The 16,717-nt window shown below is 60.1% G+C and carries 13 protein-coding genes and 4 pseudogenes; 15 read left to right on the top strand and 2 right to left on the bottom strand.

Annotation, left to right across the window (positions count from 1 at the left end; all coding sequences use genetic code 11):
* The first annotated feature begins 12 nt into the window (after positions 1–12).
* The 7 genes from XI02_RS39965 to XI02_RS39995 are packed head-to-tail and all read left to right on the top strand — an operon-like array spanning position 13 to position 6,158.
* Positions 13–819, top strand: coding sequence for a DUF3050 domain-containing protein (locus XI02_RS39965; RefSeq protein ID WP_028344155.1), 807 nt, complete (start codon positions 13–15; stop codon positions 817–819).
* Between the two features lie 18 nt (positions 820–837).
* Positions 838–2,043 (top strand): metallopeptidase TldD-related protein, encoded by a 1,206-nt coding sequence (locus tag XI02_RS39970; RefSeq protein WP_028344154.1) that lies wholly within the window; start codon positions 838–840, stop codon positions 2,041–2,043.
* The gene (locus tag XI02_RS39975; RefSeq protein ID WP_028344153.1) at positions 2,040–3,002 is read left to right on the top strand and encodes a hypothetical protein; all 963 of its coding nucleotides are present in this window, start codon (positions 2,040–2,042) and stop codon (positions 3,000–3,002) included. The genes XI02_RS39970 and XI02_RS39975 overlap by 4 nt, the downstream gene beginning before the upstream one ends.
* Positions 2,999–3,568 (top strand): hypothetical protein, encoded by a 570-nt coding sequence (locus tag XI02_RS39980; protein WP_028344152.1) that lies wholly within the window; start codon positions 2,999–3,001, stop codon positions 3,566–3,568. The genes XI02_RS39975 and XI02_RS39980 overlap by 4 nt, the downstream gene beginning before the upstream one ends.
* Positions 3,561–4,583, top strand: coding sequence for a hypothetical protein (locus tag XI02_RS39985; RefSeq protein ID WP_028344151.1), 1,023 nt, complete (start codon positions 3,561–3,563; stop codon positions 4,581–4,583). Before XI02_RS39980 ends, XI02_RS39985 begins: the two co-directional genes overlap by 8 nt.
* Positions 4,577–5,503, top strand: coding sequence for a sulfatase-like hydrolase/transferase (locus XI02_RS39990; RefSeq protein WP_179077631.1), 927 nt, complete (start codon positions 4,577–4,579; stop codon positions 5,501–5,503). The genes XI02_RS39985 and XI02_RS39990 overlap by 7 nt, the downstream gene beginning before the upstream one ends.
* Positions 5,504–5,528: 25 nt before the next feature.
* The gene (locus tag XI02_RS39995) at positions 5,529–6,158 is read left to right on the top strand and encodes a GNAT family N-acetyltransferase (protein WP_172646729.1); all 630 of its coding nucleotides are present in this window, start codon (positions 5,529–5,531) and stop codon (positions 6,156–6,158) included.
* Positions 6,159–6,211: 53 nt separating this feature from the next.
* On the opposite strand, the pseudogene XI02_RS40000 reads toward XI02_RS39995, so the two are convergent.
* Positions 6,212–6,564 (bottom strand): annotated as a pseudogene (locus tag XI02_RS40000) (transposase); the annotation flags it as partial.
* On the opposite strand from XI02_RS40000, the pseudogene XI02_RS40005 reads away from it, so the two are divergent.
* The 5 genes and pseudogenes from XI02_RS40005 to XI02_RS40020 all read left to right on the top strand — a co-directional run.
* Positions 6,537–7,105: pseudogene (locus XI02_RS40005) on the top strand (transposase); the annotation flags it as partial. The pseudogenes XI02_RS40000 and XI02_RS40005 sit on opposite strands and share 28 nt — an antisense overlap.
* Positions 7,106–7,191: 86 nt before the next feature.
* Positions 7,192–7,512, top strand: coding sequence for a transposase (locus tag XI02_RS46165; protein ID WP_259245185.1), 321 nt, complete (start codon positions 7,192–7,194; stop codon positions 7,510–7,512).
* An 88-nt stretch (positions 7,513–7,600) separates the two neighbouring features.
* Complete coding sequence (locus tag XI02_RS46170) at positions 7,601–8,011, top strand: hypothetical protein (RefSeq protein ID WP_259245184.1); 411 nt, start codon at positions 7,601–7,603, stop codon at positions 8,009–8,011.
* A 52-nt stretch (positions 8,012–8,063) separates the two neighbouring features.
* Positions 8,064–9,415 (top strand): annotated as a pseudogene (locus XI02_RS40015) (IS3 family transposase).
* Positions 9,416–9,717: 302 nt separating this feature from the next.
* Entirely contained in the window at positions 9,718–10,827 is a 1,110-nt protein-coding gene (locus XI02_RS40020) for a hypothetical protein (protein ID WP_172646728.1), read from the top strand.
* 8 nt (positions 10,828–10,835) lie between these two features.
* Here XI02_RS40020 and XI02_RS45850 read toward each other — a convergent pair whose 3' ends face one another.
* The gene (locus XI02_RS45850) at positions 10,836–12,422 is read right to left on the bottom strand and encodes a hypothetical protein (protein WP_244980939.1); all 1,587 of its coding nucleotides are present in this window, start codon (positions 12,420–12,422) and stop codon (positions 10,836–10,838) included.
* 490 nt (positions 12,423–12,912) lie between these two features.
* On the opposite strand from XI02_RS45850, the gene XI02_RS40030 reads away from it, so the two are divergent.
* From XI02_RS40030 to XI02_RS40040, 3 genes and pseudogenes are all read left to right on the top strand, one after another.
* Entirely contained in the window at positions 12,913–14,256 is a 1,344-nt protein-coding gene (locus XI02_RS40030; RefSeq protein WP_129964838.1) for an IS1380 family transposase, read from the top strand.
* 217 nt (positions 14,257–14,473) lie between these two features.
* Entirely contained in the window at positions 14,474–16,216 is a 1,743-nt protein-coding gene (locus tag XI02_RS40035) for an ABC transporter ATP-binding protein (RefSeq protein ID WP_129964839.1), read from the top strand.
* 322 nt (positions 16,217–16,538) lie between these two features.
* Positions 16,539–16,709: pseudogene (locus XI02_RS40040) on the top strand (IS5/IS1182 family transposase); the annotation flags it as partial.
* Positions 16,710–16,717 lie beyond the last annotated feature (8 nt).

The following is a 16,717-nucleotide window of genomic DNA, read 5'->3' on the forward strand; positions in this document are numbered from 1 at the left end:
GAGGTGAACTCAATGTCAGCCATGGGAATGTACCACCTCTTGCGTCGTCTCGACACATCGCGCAAGCAAATTGCCGAGCACAGCATCTATCGAAACCTGGAGAGCGTCGACGACATCCGCATCTTTATGGAGCATCACGTCTTCGCCGTCTGGGACTTCATGTCGCTGCTGAAGTCGCTGCAGAAGGCATTGACGTGCGTCGAGGTCCCCTGGGTGCCGGTCGGCACGCCAAGGCTGCGGCGGTTGATCAACGAGATCGTTCTCGAGGAGGAGACCGACGAGGTCGAAGGCGTTCCCGTCAGCCACTATGAGCTCTATCACAGGGCGATGACCGAGATCGGCGCCGATACGCGTCCGATCGACACCATGATCGGAGCCGTCGCCCGCGGAATGCCGGTCGGCGAGGCAATCTCCTCGTGCGGCGCACCGGTCGGCGCGCGCGCGTTTGTCGACAAGACATTCGAACTCATTGCGTCCGGAAAGACCCACGTCATCGCGTCCGCCTTCACCTTCGGCCGCGAGGAGCCGATCCCCGACATGTTCCGCACCCTGGTCGGAAGCCTGCAGAAGCAGCATGGCGACCGCCTCAAGACCTTCATCACCTATCTCGATCGTCATATCGGCTTAGATGAGGATCACCACGCGCCCATGGCGGTCGAAATGCTCGCCGAGCTCTGTGGCTCCGACGACGAGAAATGGGGCGAGGCGACGCGGGCTGCGATCGCCGCGCTCACGGCACGTCACAGCCTGTGGAGCACCGTCGTAAGCGAGGTCTCGCTGGCCCGCATGGGCATTCCCAAGCTTCGCGCGACAGGCTAATGGCCTTGGACAGCTGCCATGCGGTCATTTCCTCCGAAGCATATCCGTCGCAGGAGCAGCGAGAGCGGCGTGCTGCTGACGATCGACTTCACGACGCATGGACAGCCGAGGGCGCGAACTGTGTCGTTCGATGCCTGCCGCGAGGAGCTTCCTTGCGGGACGGTCAGCAGCCGGACGTCGCCGGGGCCGGTCGACTGGCGGATGCCCCCGGCATCCTCACCGGCCGCGATGGATACCGACGAAGCCACCGCGGCGCTGCTGGCGTTCTCCGCGGCGATCCCGGCGCCGGTCGCGTTGCGCTACAGCCGATTGATCGCGCAGCGGCAAATGACCGACGGCGAGGAGGGCTGGCAGTCGAGGACGATCGACGTGCACGCCCTGACCGGCCGGATCACCCTCGCCGACGGCCGCACGATGTCGTTGGGCTGGAGCGGGTATGGCGACGGCCTTGCCGGCATGGCGGCGGGTCTGAAGCGCGAGCGGATCGAATGGCTCTCGCGTTGCGCCGGAACGGCCGCACCGACCGATGCGGGCGACATCCCAGTGCTGCTGGCGGCACAGCCGGCGGCCGTCGTCGCCCATGAGGCCATCGGCCATTTTTCTGAGGCGGCGGCGAGCGCTACGATCGACCTGCGGCATCGCCTCGGATTGCGTCTTGCAACCGAGGATTTCGACGTGTTTGACGATCCGACGCTCGATGCCGCCGCGCGCTACGACGTCGACGACGAAGGCACCGTCGCGGTCGGACCAACGCAGATTGTTGCCGGCGGCGTTCTCGTGCAGCAGCTCCATGGCTGCAGCTCGGCCAGGACCGCCGAGACACTCTCCACAGCCAACGCGCGTGCGGCGCAGCTCAGCCAACGGCCAATCCCGCGCCTCTCCAATCTGGTCGTGCCGGCCGGCACGCGATCAGAGGACGAGCTGCTGGACGCGCTTGGCAACGGCCTGCTGATCCACCACCTCTCGCACGGCTTCTCGCGGGGTCTCGATATCGAGGCGCGCATAGTGCTCGCCGAGCACATCGAGTCCGGCCGGCGCACCGGGCGCTACGTCAGCGGCGGCCGCGTGACCGATCGGATCGATGTGCTGACAAGATGCCTTGGTCGCGCCGACCGCATCGAGCTCAATCCCAACGCGCTGTGCGGGAAGCACGGTCAGATCCTCTATGACGTCGGCACGCTCGCGCCGGCCATGCAGCTATCGCGGCTGAGGATCACGTCATGAACTCCGACCGTACCATCTTGTTTGCACGTTGCCGCGACGGGCACACCGTCCACCAATTCGCGCACCGCGTGACGGTCGATCGCGGAGATGCGGTGGTCGGCGGGTGCGACCATGGCGCCGCAGAGCTCAGCGAGCTGGCACGCCGCGAATGGCAGCGTCATTCGGCTCGCCTGCCACTCGGCCGCCGCAGCCAGCTCGTCTCCGAGATGGGCCGCGTCGTCGATCTCGGCAACGTCCTCCCCTATTCGGTCGTCCATGCCAACGGCAATATCCTCGACGGCCTGCAGTCGCCGCGGTTGCCCTCATCTGCCGAAGCGATCAAATGGGCCGATGTTGCGCAGCCCTGCGCGTTGCTGCTCGGTCCGTCGGCAACGCTCGCACTGGTGGACTTCATTCTCGACGGCATTCCGGGCACCATCGACGACGCATCATGGCCGTTCGACGACCGATTGCTGATCCACGATACCGGGCACTCGCCCTATCCTCCGCAGCATCGCGCGGAGTCCACGCCATGCCGCGTTGGCGCTGGAATCACCCACCGCGACGAGGGCGACGACATCGCATTCATGCTGCTACAACGCAGCGAAGTCTGGCAACGGCCGGTAAACGCGCTCTACAACATGCGGCAGCGCAACCTCGCCATCCAATGCGACACCATCGCGCCGGATCCGTGCGGCGCCGTCGTCGTGCTCGACACATTGTCGGCGGAGGTCGAACCCACGCTGTCGCGTTCGTCCTGGCTTGCGACCTGGTATCTGACGGAGCAGGGCCGATCATGCTGGGGAGAGGAGCGGCTCGCCGTTGTCATCGACACCTCGGGAATTCTGCGAAGCGACGCCGTTGCGGTGGGCCGCCCCTGGCCCGCCTGCATCTGCGACCCCATCGAAGGCGAGTGCTACGGAACGGCTCCGCACCTGCTCGTCCAGCCTACGTCCCTGGCGATCAAGGTGCTCGCATGAAATCGCCTTGTCTCGACCTCGAGGCTCATCTGAACGCCCACGCGGCGACGTTCGATTCCGACCGCCGCGCCGGTTTCGTCAACGCCTGGCGCAACAGCTTTCCGGCGGAAGAGATTCCCTTTGGCCAGAATTTCCTGTTCGGAGGAACCATGTTCCGCCTGCCGAAAAAGCTGCACGGCGCTCCGGATCATATCGAAGCGCTCGAGCAGACCGTCGAGGTCGAGGTGATGACCACCGTCCGCGCGGTCGCCGTGCTTGGCTTCGGCGAACTCGGCGATCAAGAACTGAAGCTCCGCCTCTCCGATAATTTCGGGGCCGAGCACCTCACGCAGGTGATCCTGCCAAACTGGCTCGTTCCAGAGAACGCGAGGCCGACGCCGCAAAGCTGGCGGGCAACGCATCTGCACTATCCCGACTACGAGCTGAATCATCTGCGCCCGTGCCTGTTTGCAGTGACGGCGCCGTTCAGCTCGGCCGTCCGCCCCCGTTCCGTGACGCTCCACGCCAATCCACTAGCACACGTCGTCGCCATCAGCCTGCTGGCCGGAGCCTCCCTGCATGCCTGACATCACACCCGGCAAAATCCTGGTCCCGAGCGTGCTTCGGAACTTGAATGTCATCCTGGATGCGATCACGGACCGGCCCAGTGCCCCGTGCCTTGGCTGCGTCTGGGGCTTCGGCAATGTCGATCCCGCCGCCACGGCGACCGAGTTCGACCTGCCGTGCGGCTGGGATTTCTACGCGCAACAGATCCTGGGCTTTTCCGGGATTCAGCTCGACTATTCGGAGCATGGCGGCGGTAACGCCTACGACCGCGTCGAGCTCGGTCAGCCGATCGTCGTTGCGGTTGACAGCTATTACCTGCCTTACCGGCCGGCCTGGCAGCGGGTGCACAGCGCTCGAACGCTGGTCGTCGATCGTGTTTCGATCGATCTCGGCCTTGCCGAGATCATCGATACCTGGATGCCGGACTATGCCGGCCCCGTCGAGCTTGCCGATCTCGATCGCGCACGGAGCTCGCTCGTGCCGGAGAATATCGAACGCGAGCCGCTCTATGCGGGCGTCACCTTGCGGCAACGCTGGTGGACCCTCGCCCGCGTGGCCGCCCCTCTCATTCGCGACCGGGACGGCATCGTGCTGGCGTTGTGCGGGCTCGCCGCGGATGCAATCGGTATCGACACGCCGGCCAGAATCGCTGCTTTCCGCTACGCTGCGGTCGAAGCGCTGTCGCGGCCGATCGCGATCTCGCGCACTGCTCGGCGCGCCGCCGCGCTGCAGCTGCGCGCCGAAATCGGCTTGCGCGCCTATCTCCGCGCCTTCCTCGATCTTGCGGGCGATTTCCTCGAGGACCCCCTGCTCACGGCCGAGATCCGGGGTTGGTCGCGGCAACTCGCCGAGCTCGCCAGCGCGCGTGACGTCCTGATCAAATCGCTGGCGTTCGATCGTTCCGAATACGCCACGCTCGTCGATCACGCGCTGCGCTCCGCGGAACGGCGGGAACGGCGCCTGTCGAGCTTCATCAGCGAGTGCTACCCGAAGCAGCAGCCCCGTTCAACAAGTGCCGGAGCATCACCATGCTGAACAACATCGTCTGGCTCGTGTTCGACAGCGCGCGGTACGACGCATTCATGGCGGCGCGCACGCCTGCGATCGACAGCATCGGTCCGACCGAGCGGCGCTTCTCCTATGCGAGCTGGACCGCGCCGAGCCATTATGCCTTCATGATGGGTTTGCCGCCCCATGCCAATGAGCCGCGTATGCTCGCTGCCGACGTGCACCGGCGCGACCTCGCGCTGTGGCAACGCCGCATCGGCGACGAAGCCCACCGGATTTCCTTTGCGGATTTTGCGCCGTCCCTCTCATTGCCCGCATTCCTGCGCTCGATCGGTTATCGAGCAGAGGCCTATGTCTCGCTCCCCGTGCTCAATCCGCACACGCCGATCGCGCAACATTTCGATCATTTCGAGTTGATGCCGACGCACAACGACCTTGCCGCGATCGTGGCGCGGCTTCGCTTCTCGCGCGAGCCGCAATTCATCTTCGTCAATGCCGGAGAAACCCACTATCCCTATGCGCTTCCGCACGAGGGACCGAACGACCTGCCGCGAATTCCCGGCGTTCATGGCGTCTGGCGCGATCTCGATGATTTTCTGAACAATGCGGGCGACGCGGCGCGGCCGTCATCCGGCGACGCCATCCGCTTCGATACGGAATCGCTGCGGCCGCTCTGGCAAAAGCAGGTCGCCTGCATCGAATATCTCGACGGCGTCGTCGCCGACCTGATCGAGAAGGCGCCGCCGAACACCTGGTTCATCATCACGGCCGACCACGGCGAGCTGTTCGGAGAAGGCGGATATTTTGGCCACGGACCCGTGATCCATGAGAAGGTGTTCGAGGTGTTCTTCGTGGAAGGCAAGAACCCGCGCATTGCGGAAGCCACCAACATCGATCACGACCAGGCCGTGATCATGGCCCGGCTGAGAAAACTCGGCTATGCTTAGCAAACTCATTTGAGGGACGGCGTTCATGGCAAAGGCAAAAAAGGCGGTTGTCACCATGGCCGGAAAAACAGCGCGAGCCGGATCGCGTTTCAAGAAGCTCGTGATCCGGCCGCTGACCGACAAGGACTGGCCGGCGATTTCGTCGCTGTTTGGCGATAAGGGGGCCTGTGGCGGATGCTGGTGCATGTATTGGCGTGTCGAACGTGGCGGACGAACCTGGGACGACATGCGCGGAGAGAAGGCGCGCACGCATTTTCAAAGGCTGGTGCGGAGTGGAAAGGTCCACGGACTGCTCGCCGTCGAAGAGGGAACGCCAATCGGCTGGGCTTGTCTTGGACCGTATGAGGACTTTCCCCGGCTTGCTACCGTTCGCGCGATCAGACACGCACGACCGGCAAAGACTTGGTCCGTCGTGTGTTTCTACATTCCCTCAAGGCACCGAAATCGTGGCCTTGCCACGCGTCTACTCGTCGCAGCACGCAAGTTCGCGAAAGCTTCCGGCGCCGCGGTTGTCGAGGGATACCCCGTCGCAACCTCGGCTGGCAGTCAACTCCCCGGAGCCTTTGCCTGGACCGGCACTCCGAAGATGTTTGCAAATGCTGGCTTTGCGAAAGTCGCCGACGACCAAGCGGCACTGCGGGTTTGGGTTAGTTGAGCCGGATCCCCTAGCTAGACTAGCCGATTAAATGATTTGAGCTCGCTCTCCAATCCGCGCAAAGCGTTAATCGCCTGTGTACGCTGTCGAACCAAGAGATCACGAACCTTGAATGCCATGGAAGAGGCTTGCTTCTCGGCGCTCTTGACGCCGACAAAACGCATCGTTGGTCGAACGCGGCTTCGGCGATCGCTTCCGCGTCCGCTGCATCGTTCTTCTGACGCTTAACGAAGGGCTTCACGTAGGAGGGATGGATCAGCCGGACCTCCTGCCCCAATTTACCGATCTCCCGTCCCCAATAGTGAGCGCTGGCGCAGGCCTCCATTGCAACCACACACCTTGGCAACTTGGCGAAAAACTCGAGCAATCTGCTGCGGTCGCAAGTTCTACGAGCTACATGTTGCAGGGAGCTCGAAAGTGGCAACGACGACTGTCGAGCGGATGGCAAGGCTCTGGCAGATCGAGAAGACCGTGCGCGGTCAAAGCCCCGACGCTCGCGTTGCCACGCGTCAGCAAGCCTCCGCGGCGGTCGTCGCAGATCTATTCGACCTCTGGCAGCAGACTTTGCGGCGGATCTCCGGCAGATCAAAACTGGCTGAGGCGATCCGCTATGCCGCCTCGCGCCGTGCCATCTTCGAACGCTTCCTCGCCGACGGCCGCGATTGAGCTCGACTCCAACATTGTCGAGCGCGCCATCAGGCCACAAACAATTACGAGAAAGAATAGCCTCTTCGCGGGCAGCGACGCCGGCGGACGAACCTGGGCAACCATCGCAACGCTGCTGCAGACAGCGAAAATGAACAACGTCGATCCATTTGCTTGGCCCCGCTTAACACTTCAGCGCATCGCCAACGGCTGGCCGAGCAGCGAAAATCGACGCACTTATGCCCACGCCGCCTGACGGCCTCAGCTTGCTTTCAATTACCCACATTTGCCGCCTGATATAGACGACTAGTCCGGGACAAAATCTTGAATCGTTGGAATCTGTTGTGATTCGTTGTCGAGCACCTGATTCGAAATTTGAGGGTGCTCGATGGGTTTGGTATTAAAGGAGCATGCGAAAGCGCGTGCTCAGCGATCTACGACTGGTATCGAGACGTGGGTTGATCGGGAAGCTGCGGGATGCGAGTTTAAGGATGAGCGGCTAGGCCGCCGGTTCGGCAAACTGCTTGCACAAATCGGGAGCGACATGGGTCAAAGCATCCCGCTGGTTTGTCAGGACTGGGCCAACACGAAGGCCGCCTCGCTTCCTCTCCAACGAACGGGTCAACGAGGCGGATATTCTTTGCGGTCATTTCGAAGCGACGCGCGGGCGCGCAACGGCGGCGGATGGACCGATCCTCGTCCTTCATGACACGACGGAATTCAGCTTTAAGCGCGAGAAGCCGGATCTGATTGGCTTTACGGGCAAGACGGCAGGGCGCACGCGGTGCGACATCCTGATGCATTCGAGCCTCGCCGTGACGACCGAGGGGCTTCCGTTCGGACTGGCGGCAATCAAGTTCTGGACACGCAAGAAGTTCAAGGGAACGACGGCGCTGAAGCGAAAGATCAATCCGACACGGGTTCCGATCGAGCAGAAGGAGAGTATCCGCTGGCTGGAGAATTTACGGCAATCGACCGACCTTCTCGCAGCCCCTGGACGATGCGTTCATATTGGTGATCGCGAGAGCGACATCTATGAGCTGTTTTGCCTAGCCGATGAGGTTGGAACGCACTTCCTGGTGCGAACCTGTGTTGATAGGCTTGCCGGAGACGGCAATCATACAATTACCGACGAAATGGATGAAGTTGCGGTCAAAGGCCTACATCGGATCAAGGTGTTCGCCGTCAGCGCCTATGAGACAAATTGAAGGATTTTGCGGAGGGAGGATTTCTGGTTCATCGTAGCCACCAGGAGCGAAGATGAAGCAGAAATCCGGACCGGGCAAAGCGCCGGCAGAACAAGTGCTAAAGGACATTCGGCGCCAGACACGCCGGCAATATTCGGCGGAAGAGAAGATCCGTATCGTGCTGGAAGGACTGCGGGGCGAGGAGAATATCTCCGAGCTCTGCCGGCGCGAGGGCATTGCCGCCTCAATGTACTATGGCTGGTCCAAGGAGTTCCTCGAAGCCGGCAAGCGTCGCCTGGCGGGCGACACGGCGCGTGCGGCGACCTCTGGCGAGGTGAAGGATCTGCGTCGTGAGACGGCAGCGCTGAAGGAAGTCGTGGCCGACCTCACCCTGGAGAACCGGTTGCTCAAAAAAAGCATGAGCGGAGATGGGGAGGACGAGGCATGATATATCCTGCGTCCGAGAAGGCCGAGATCATCCAGCTGGTCGAACAATCGCATCTTCCGGCCAAGCGCACGCTGGACAAGCTTGGGATCCCACGCGCCACATTCTATCGCTGGTATGAGCGTTACCACGAGGGCGGCATCGCCGCGCTGGCCGATCATCGATCTCGGCCAGAACGGGTCTGGAATCGCATCCCGGACGATGTGCGAGGTCAGATCATCGACCTGGCGCTGCAGATTCCGGAGCTGTCGCCGCGTGAGCTGGCCGTGCGGTTCACCGACGAACGGAAGTATTTTGTCTCCGAAGCGTCGGTCTATCGCTTGCTCAAGGCGCATGACCTCATCACCAGCCCGGCCTATGTGGTGATCAAGGCGGCGAACGAGTTCAAGGACAAGACGACCGCCGTCAATCAGCTCTGGCAGACCGACTTCACCTACCTCAAGATCGCCGGATGAGGGTGGTACTATCTCTCGACCGTGCTCGATGACTTCTCGCGGTACATCGTCGCCTGGCGGCTTGGTCCCACCATGGCTGCCGCCGACGTCACGGCCACGCTCGACCAGGCAATCGTGGCCTCTGGTCTCGACCGCGGCACCGTCGCACTCCGGCCGAGGCTTCAAAGCGACAATGGCTCGAGTTACGTGGCAGACGATCTGGCCAGCTGGCTCGAACAGAAGGGCATGCAACATGTGCGCGGCGCTCCGTATCATCCCCAAACCCAGGGAAAGATCGAGCGCTGGCACCAGACCTTGAAGAACCGCATTCTGCTCAACAACTACTACCTGCCCGGCGACCTCGAACGGCAGATACGGGCCTCCGTCGAACACTACAATCACGTCCGCTATCATGAGAGCATCGACAACCTCACTCCTGCCGATGTCTACTTCGGCAGGGCTGAGGCGATGCTCGCCGAGCGAAAACGCATCAAGCGCAACACCATCGCAAACCGCCGCTGGCAGCATCAATTGCAAGCAGCCTAAATTCTAACCCCTGATGAGCCAGAGCCTCTCTTCGCGAAAAGCCTGATCAGTCTCAAATTATCTGACGACGGACACTTTCGTTTGGTTTGGAGGGGCACGCTCAGGAGGCGCCAGCGAGCAGTCCCACAGAACAACCAGTCTCCAAGCAAGCATTGCCGCCCGGGAACAACGATTCGAAGGCGGCGGCTCCCCCGAAGAAGCGATACGATCCTCGCGATCTCTGCATCACAAAAGAGGACGCCTGATCCGAACTCGTAAACAAAAGGCGCCAAATTGGCGGCCGGCTCATTTTCGATACTTTCTTGCTTCCTACCGGTCAGACCGTTGACGTAGGACTAGACGAAGTATTTTCTGAAACAGAGTATTTCTTCGGGTCTCTCGTGGCGCGTCAAGCATCCGATAGCGATCCAATCGTCAAAAATGGTCTAATGCGAAAAGATCGCACCATCCGCACCGTCCGAATCCCCGATGTGTTGAATGCACCTTGGTCGCAAGCCGATTTCTATATTTTTACCTGCCGGGATGGATCGCCGTTCAAAGTGTCCGAAGCCAACGTCAGAGTCAGTCCGTCTCTCTATAGTTCGATCTTGGCTGGTCGCAGTGTTTTCACCGCGTACCTCATTGCAGCGTTTGCCTTTCGGCCGACGCGCCCAGAGCGCTGGATAGCTTATTTGACTCCAATTCGCATCACATCCGGCATGGATGGTAAGGCCAGCTTGGGAACGCTGCAGATTCTGATGTTTTCGCTTGTTGTGTTTGGGTTGATAACATATTTCTTGATCAAAACCGGATTGCTCACGGACGTTTCAAGCACCGTACTGCTGTTGCTTGGCATCGCTGGCGTCGGATCGACCGTAGCTAAAGGGGCCGACCTCTCCAGGACAACCATCACGCCAGAGAATCGTGCCTGGCTGCTCAGGAAGCGGTGGCTTCCATCGAACGTCAATCCTACGACCAATGATGCACATTGGCGCGACCTGTTTTCGACCGACGGTGAATTTGACGTTTATCGCTATCAAAGCTTTATTTTCAGCCTGGCGGCAGGTGGTGCTCTCATAATTGGCGGGGTCACACAGCTCTCCTCTTTTGAGATCCCACAGACTTTGCTGGGCATTCTTGGGCTCAGCCACGTCGTCTATATCGGCGGAAAACTAGTTACGCCGACCTCAATGGCTGACCTCAACAAGATGATCGGCGAGTTGCGAGAGGCTGAGAAGAAATTTCGGTCTTCCTCGATCGCTGCGAACAATGGCGTCCTACCTGCATCACTGACCACGGCAGTCGTGCCAGCCACTCAAGCAGCTTATGATGCATACCTGACGCTCGCGCCTGACGTCGCTACATTGTTCACGGCACAAACCAACGTGCCCGTCCCCCCCCCGACAAACATTCTGACGCGTGATCGTTTATGACAACGCAATCAACAGAGTTGTCGAACGAAACGTTCCGCCCATAAAAAGCGAGCCAAGGTGCTTGTTGCCAAAAATTCGTGTGTTGTTATCACCCTCTTCAAGAGCGCCATGACAGCCTCTTGCGAAACCAAGCCGAAGTCGGCCAAGGCGCAAGAAGCAAGCTGTGATGAAATTATGTCCGCACGAGCCGCAATCGCCTTTGGCAGTACAAGCGCGAAAGTCTCCTTTGCGTAACCGTGTGGAAATACGTCAGAGCCCAAGCGCTCACTCAAATAAGAACGGAGGAGTTCCTTGCCCGAGCGAAGTGCAAACGGAAGCTTCGCTCCAAAATTGATCAATCTCGGATCGCCGAATGGGCGGACGGGCCAAAGTCCTCGCGTCGCGAGCGGGCGAGCATGACAAAGACTTGCGAGCAGAGTTGTGGATAGAGTGGCGCTGATGGGGGCGCTAAAAAGGAAGGATGAACGAGCGACGTCGAGCCCGCGTTTCGTCAATAGGTCTTCTGCAAGCCCAAGCGCGATATCCAGATGGGGTGAAGAGGGAGATCTGGGTTCCCCCTCGTCGCTGCTGAAGCGAGCGCAAAGCTCGTCTCCTCCTATGCCAGTCCAGATTATTTCGCAGCCATCACCGCGAAACCGATCCCAGAGGGACCCGAACGCCTCAAGGTAATACTCTGAAATGAGTGGCAGACGTCCTTTCAGGTCAAGATCTATATCAATCGCCGGCATGTGGGCGTGCATTTCAACTTTGTGATCGCGGCAATTCAGTGCACTCAAAATGCTCGCTCGGCGGTCAATCTGCTTGGGGCTACTCCCGTCGCCCAATAGTATCCCGCCACATGCTAGCGATGCTACGCTCTCGCCAACAGCGATTGCGACGGCAGCGGAGTCCATTCCTCCGCTCAGCTCCACAGCGCTTGCGCAGAAGGCCGTCGGCCGCGAACGAACAACCGCCTGAAGAGTATCAGAAAACTCAAGGACATGATTGCTCTCCTCTCGTCCAGAGAGCTCAGGGGCTGATGAAGTTGTCGCGCCGTACTCAAATGACGTTTCCGATCTGTCGACGTACAAGGTGGAGCCAGCAGTCAGCAGGTTAACGCCAACACAGGCCTGTCGCGCAGAGTAGAACGTTCTCATCGACAGGTGATGCGCTATAATCTCCGCATCAATCGCTCGCGATTTATCCAAAAAATCGACGAAATCCCAGGAGAGCGTAACCGTACGAGTGCGCTCCTCCACGTGGAAGTAAATTGGGAGGCTGCCTATATGGCCTGCTCGTACTCGCAACCGAGGACCCCGGCGAGCGGCCTCGATCACAATAAAATCGAGCGGCCAGTGCATGCATTTCTGATAGTGCTGACGAAACTGATCCGTAGACGCATGGGCTATTAGGACCGGATGAACGTCAGCCCCGTCCGTCGCGACTTGACGCTCACGTATGACGAAGAACCATTGCTCAGTGTTCTTGACTAACGAACTCTCAAGACTCTTATGCTGGAACGGCCGGATGTAGCTTTCACCAAACTCTATCGAACAGCCTTTAACAGCAGGATCAACGTGTTCCAAGTCGGCTATCTTCAGAGTAGCCTTGAGCATTTGTTCCTCGACTTAAACGTTATCGCCTCTCGCGGGAGAGGCGATAACGGAGTTAAGAATGATCTTAAAGGTAGCCGTAGTTACTGCTGTCGTCAGGGAAAGGGGCCTTCTCTCCCTCGATAGTGGGAGGTGGCAACACCGGTAAGGGGAGGTCGTCCGTTGTATCGGGCCTCGATGGCCGCTTAGACGTGTCTGCAGTTGCGCTCTTCATGTCTGTTCCTATTGATAGCGTGATCGGGCTTCTCGTCGTGTGGCGCGGCAGCGTGTCGAGCCACACTATAACGTCTCTCATGTGAGAAACCGGGCGGCAACCTACCAAGATTTGGCGGGGTTGGATGACGGTGCTGGACAAAATTGGGTTGGAGTCTAGCCCGTCTTATTCACGATGAGCTTTGAAGTGGCTGGCGGGTGTGGCGTAAGCCGCTGATGGGGCGTAGGATTCGGTTGCTGACACCAATTCTGCGCTGACATTGAGGCCGCCACACCCGCCATGGTCGACGATACAATTCTGCCCTTCATATTTCCAGCGGTCGGACGCAAGAAGATCACAGCCGCTTTCGATGGCGGGCGACTGACGTCGGATGCAGGCGTCATGCTGCTGTCGCTGGCCGACGGTCATGCCAAGGTCTCGGAGAAACTGGCGCGCGTTTTTCCCGAGCGGCGCGATCCGGCCCGCATCGCACATCGCCTTGTCGATCTGATCCGCGCCCGGATCTTCGCCATCGCGTGCGGCTACGAGGACGGCAATGATCTCGACCAGCTGCGCAGCGATCCGGCCTTCAAGCTGGCCTGCGGCCGTCTACCGGACAGCGGTTTGAACCTCTGCTCGCAGCCGACCCTGTCGCGGCTGGAGAATGCCCCTGACCTGCGCGAGACGATCCGACTGAGCTATGCGCTTGTCGACCTGTGGATGGACAGCTACTCACGCGCGCCGGGCGCTGTGACGCTTGATATCGACGACACCGTCGACGTGGTGCATGGGCGTCAGCAGCTATCATTGTTCAACGCCCATTACGACGAGCACTGCTTTCTGCCGATCCATGTCTACGATACCCAGCGCAGCCGGCCGGTTGCGGTCGTTCTGCGCCCGGGCAAGGTGCCGGGCGGCCTCGAAGTTCGTGCCCATCTGCGCCGCCTCGTCCGTCACATTCGAAAGCGCTGGCCCACGACGCGCATCACCTTCCGCGGCGACAGTCATTACGCCCGCCCCGAGGCCATGGAGTTCTGCGAGCAAAACGGCATCGATTACGTCTTCGCCGTGGCCGGGACCAAGCCGCTCGCCGTGAAGGTCGAGCAGATCGCAGACGCGGTCCGCGTCGAACGGGCGATCGAAGGCAAGGCGGTAGTGCGGGACTACACCGAGGTCCGCCACGCCGCCGGCTCCTGGCACCACGAGCGCCGCATCGTCGCCCGCATCGAGGCGAGCGAGCACGGGCTCGATATCCGTTATGTCGTCACCAGCCTGGGCATCGGCTCGGCTCAATGGATCTACGACAGCCTCTATTGCCAACGTGGACAGGCCGAGAACCTGATCAAGCTGCACAAGAGCCAGCTCGCTTCCGATCGGACCAGCTGCCGCTCGGCGCTCGCCAATCAGGTCCGCCTCGTGCTCCACACCGCCGCTTATTGGCTCGTGCTCGTCGTGCGCGACAGGATCCCGAAACTGCGCGACCTCGCCACCGCCGAGTTCGCAACGATCAGGCTCAGACTTCTCAAGATCGCCGCTCGCATCGTCGAGACCACAAGCCGGATCCGCATCGCCTTCGCCGCAGCCTGTCCCGAGGCCGACCTGTTCCGCGGCCTTGTCAACGCATTCTTCCCTCAACCGCCGTGACCAACGGGGCGGCTGATGCCCCGTTCATCCCCATCGCTCCTCAAACGCGTTCCCCACATTCGACGCAAACCGCGGAAAACTCCGCAACCCTCACTCGCGACCCCACCCCGGGGAACGCAAATGTGGCCTTCTTCACGCGGGCACATCGTGAATAAGACGGGCTAGTAACGGTAAACGGCAGCAAATTCCGCAGAGCCGCATCTTTACGTGAGATCGTATGGAATCCAGATCGCAAGGCCATGTCGGCTCTCTCAGTGCAAGCAAAGCCCCATTCCTTGGATCCGCCGCAGATCAGGTCAACGACAGCACATTGTCGCCGGTTTCCGAAATTCTGCATGCGTACTGGCGATCCGATCGGCGCTTGCTTCTCATCGTTGCCACAGTGGTGCTGATCTCCAGCGCGAGCAGCGTCGCAGCCCCCTATGTATTTTCGAGTCTCATTGATCGTCTCCCGCGGGGGGACGGCATGTCGGCGCTTGCCTGGGGATTCGCCGGCTATGCGGTCCTGCTCGGCATAGCCTCCGCATTGCAGCGCATGCTGCAGTATCTTTCCTTCATGACAGCCGAGAACCTGGGCTTCATTGCGGCAACTCGCTTTTTCGATCGCATCCTGAGAAAAACCTCGGCCTTTTTTCTTGAGCACAATCCCGTGGAGATACAGAGGGCGGCCGCGCGCGGGTGCAGCGCGTTGACGACGTTGGTCCAGCTTGGAATTATGATAATCATCCCGGCTGCAGCGCAGCTTCTGCTTACGCTCGCTACTCTCGGTGTGCTCGTCAATATCCAAATCGCTGCAATCGTTGTCGCTTATGGGGCTGTCGCGATTACATTGGGGTGGAGTTCCACGCGTCGGGCGCACGTGTTTTTGGACCGGGCCATCGAAGCCGGACAGGAGAATGCACGTTTCGTCGGCAACGTCACGAACTCCATGGACACGTTGCGCCATTTCGGCAGTCATTCCTGGATGAGCCAGCGCTTTACGATGAAGGCGCGGGAGGTGCGCGATAACTGGCGAGCTTACGTGTTTCAACGACTGGCCTACATAGCCGTGCTCGGCTTAGCCATCGCGCTACAATTTGCCGTCACACTTCTCATTCTAATACCTGAATACCGGGCCGGCGCGGTCACGATCGGCGATATTGTGCTATTCAACACGATTCTACTCCAACTCAATATGCCCTTCGAGATGGTCGCGCGCGCGATCTCTGACGCGGCGCGGTCGCGAGCCGACCTCATTCCTCTCGCCAGACTGTGGGTCGCACCAGAAGAGCGGCGAACATCTCATGCTCATGATTTCACGCCCTCCGCTGGCCAGCTATCCTTCGAGGGCATTGGTTATGCCTACGACAACGGTCGTGGCGTTACGAATGTCTCGTTTATGGCTAGGCGCGGCGCCATTACCTTCCTTGTCGGCGAAACCGGATCGGGGAAGTCGACAATCTTCAAGCTCGTCCTGAAATCGATTGAGCCAGACTGCGGCCGTATTCTGGTCGATGGAACCGATATAGCGACCATCGATCACACGGATTGGTATGCCGCAGTTGCTGTCGTGCCGCAGGACGTGATGTTGCTCAATGAGTCGCTAGCCGACAATATTCTGCTAGGACGGCCCCGCGACGAGGTGCGCCTTCGCGGTGCGTCGGAAAACGCCGCTATTCTCCCCATTATCGACGCTCTGCCGGAAGGATTTGAAACAACCGTTGGAGAACGCGGTTTGAAGCTTTCAGGCGGGGAGCGGCAGCGTATTGCTATTGCCCGCGCGCTCTATGGCGAGCCGGCGATCCTTCTTCTCGACGAGGCCAGCTCCGCGCTTGACGAACGAACCGAGCGGGACATTTTGGACCATATTCGCAGCCTGGCGGAAGATGTGACCGTGCTGGCGATCACTCATCGCAAAGGCGTCATTTCTACAACCGACGTCGTGGTCGAGCTGACCGACTGCGGCTTGTCCTTGACATAGGCGAAGGGGATGATCAGCCCGGCGCGCTGATTGTCTGCACTGCAGGCGCATTGCTGGACGAGATGCCTTCGCAATTGCAAGAAGTTGCCCACGCAATTAAGACGATGGTGGGCATCTTTGGCTACTGTTCGAAACAGCGATTCATCGGGGTTGTCCGTGAAGAATGCAGATCGGCCTGAGAGATAGACAGAAGTTACCTGGATAAAGTATTCGATTTTGCAGGAAAGCCGGGTGTGGGGCCGCGGTTTCTTGCGTTTTGGGATTTTGCTTTCGCAGCGATTCGTGATTCCCTGACGGCGGGTCATCGGCATTGGGGACGGCGATGAGCAAACCGCGGGATGATCGCCAGAAAGACCTGTTGCTTCCGGCGCTCGATCAAATCATCGACATGGGCCACCCGCTGGTGCGGTTGGCGGCGCTGATCGACTGGAAGTTTCTGGATGACCGCTTTGGTTTGGTGTGCCAAACCGGGCCGGGGCAGCCTGACCTGCCATGCGCGGA

The organism is Bradyrhizobium sp. CCBAU 21365, assembly GCF_015291305.1.
In the GTDB taxonomy this organism is placed as follows: Bacteria; Pseudomonadota; Alphaproteobacteria; order Rhizobiales; family Xanthobacteraceae; genus Bradyrhizobium; species Bradyrhizobium elkanii.

Excerpts from the sequence above, each read along its gene's own strand:
- XI02_RS39985 (WP_028344151.1), top strand. The coding sequence starts at position 3,561 with ATGCCTGACATCACACCCGGCAAAATCCTGGTCCCGAGCGTGCTTCGG.
- XI02_RS39990 (WP_179077631.1), top strand. The coding sequence starts at position 4,577 with ATGCTGAACAACATCGTCTGGCTCGTGTTCGACAGCGCGCGGTACGAC.
- XI02_RS39995 (WP_172646729.1), top strand. The coding sequence starts at position 5,529 with ATGGCAAAGGCAAAAAAGGCGGTTGTCACCATGGCCGGAAAAACAGCG.
- XI02_RS46170 (WP_259245184.1), top strand. The coding sequence starts at position 7,601 with ATGCATTCGAGCCTCGCCGTGACGACCGAGGGGCTTCCGTTCGGACTG.
- XI02_RS45850 (WP_244980939.1), bottom strand. The coding sequence starts at position 12,422 with ATGCTCAAGGCTACTCTGAAGATAGCCGACTTGGAACACGTTGATCCT.
- XI02_RS46165 (WP_259245185.1), top strand. The coding sequence starts at position 7,192 with ATGGGTTTGGTATTAAAGGAGCATGCGAAAGCGCGTGCTCAGCGATCT.
- XI02_RS40035 (WP_129964839.1), top strand. The coding sequence starts at position 14,474 with ATGGAATCCAGATCGCAAGGCCATGTCGGCTCTCTCAGTGCAAGCAAA.
- XI02_RS39975 (WP_028344153.1), top strand. The coding sequence starts at position 2,040 with ATGAACTCCGACCGTACCATCTTGTTTGCACGTTGCCGCGACGGGCAC.
- XI02_RS39980 (WP_028344152.1), top strand. The coding sequence starts at position 2,999 with ATGAAATCGCCTTGTCTCGACCTCGAGGCTCATCTGAACGCCCACGCG.
- XI02_RS39965 (WP_028344155.1), top strand. The coding sequence starts at position 13 with ATGTCAGCCATGGGAATGTACCACCTCTTGCGTCGTCTCGACACATCG.
- XI02_RS40030 (WP_129964838.1), top strand. The coding sequence starts at position 12,913 with ATGGTCGACGATACAATTCTGCCCTTCATATTTCCAGCGGTCGGACGC.
- XI02_RS39970 (WP_028344154.1), top strand. The coding sequence starts at position 838 with ATGCGGTCATTTCCTCCGAAGCATATCCGTCGCAGGAGCAGCGAGAGC.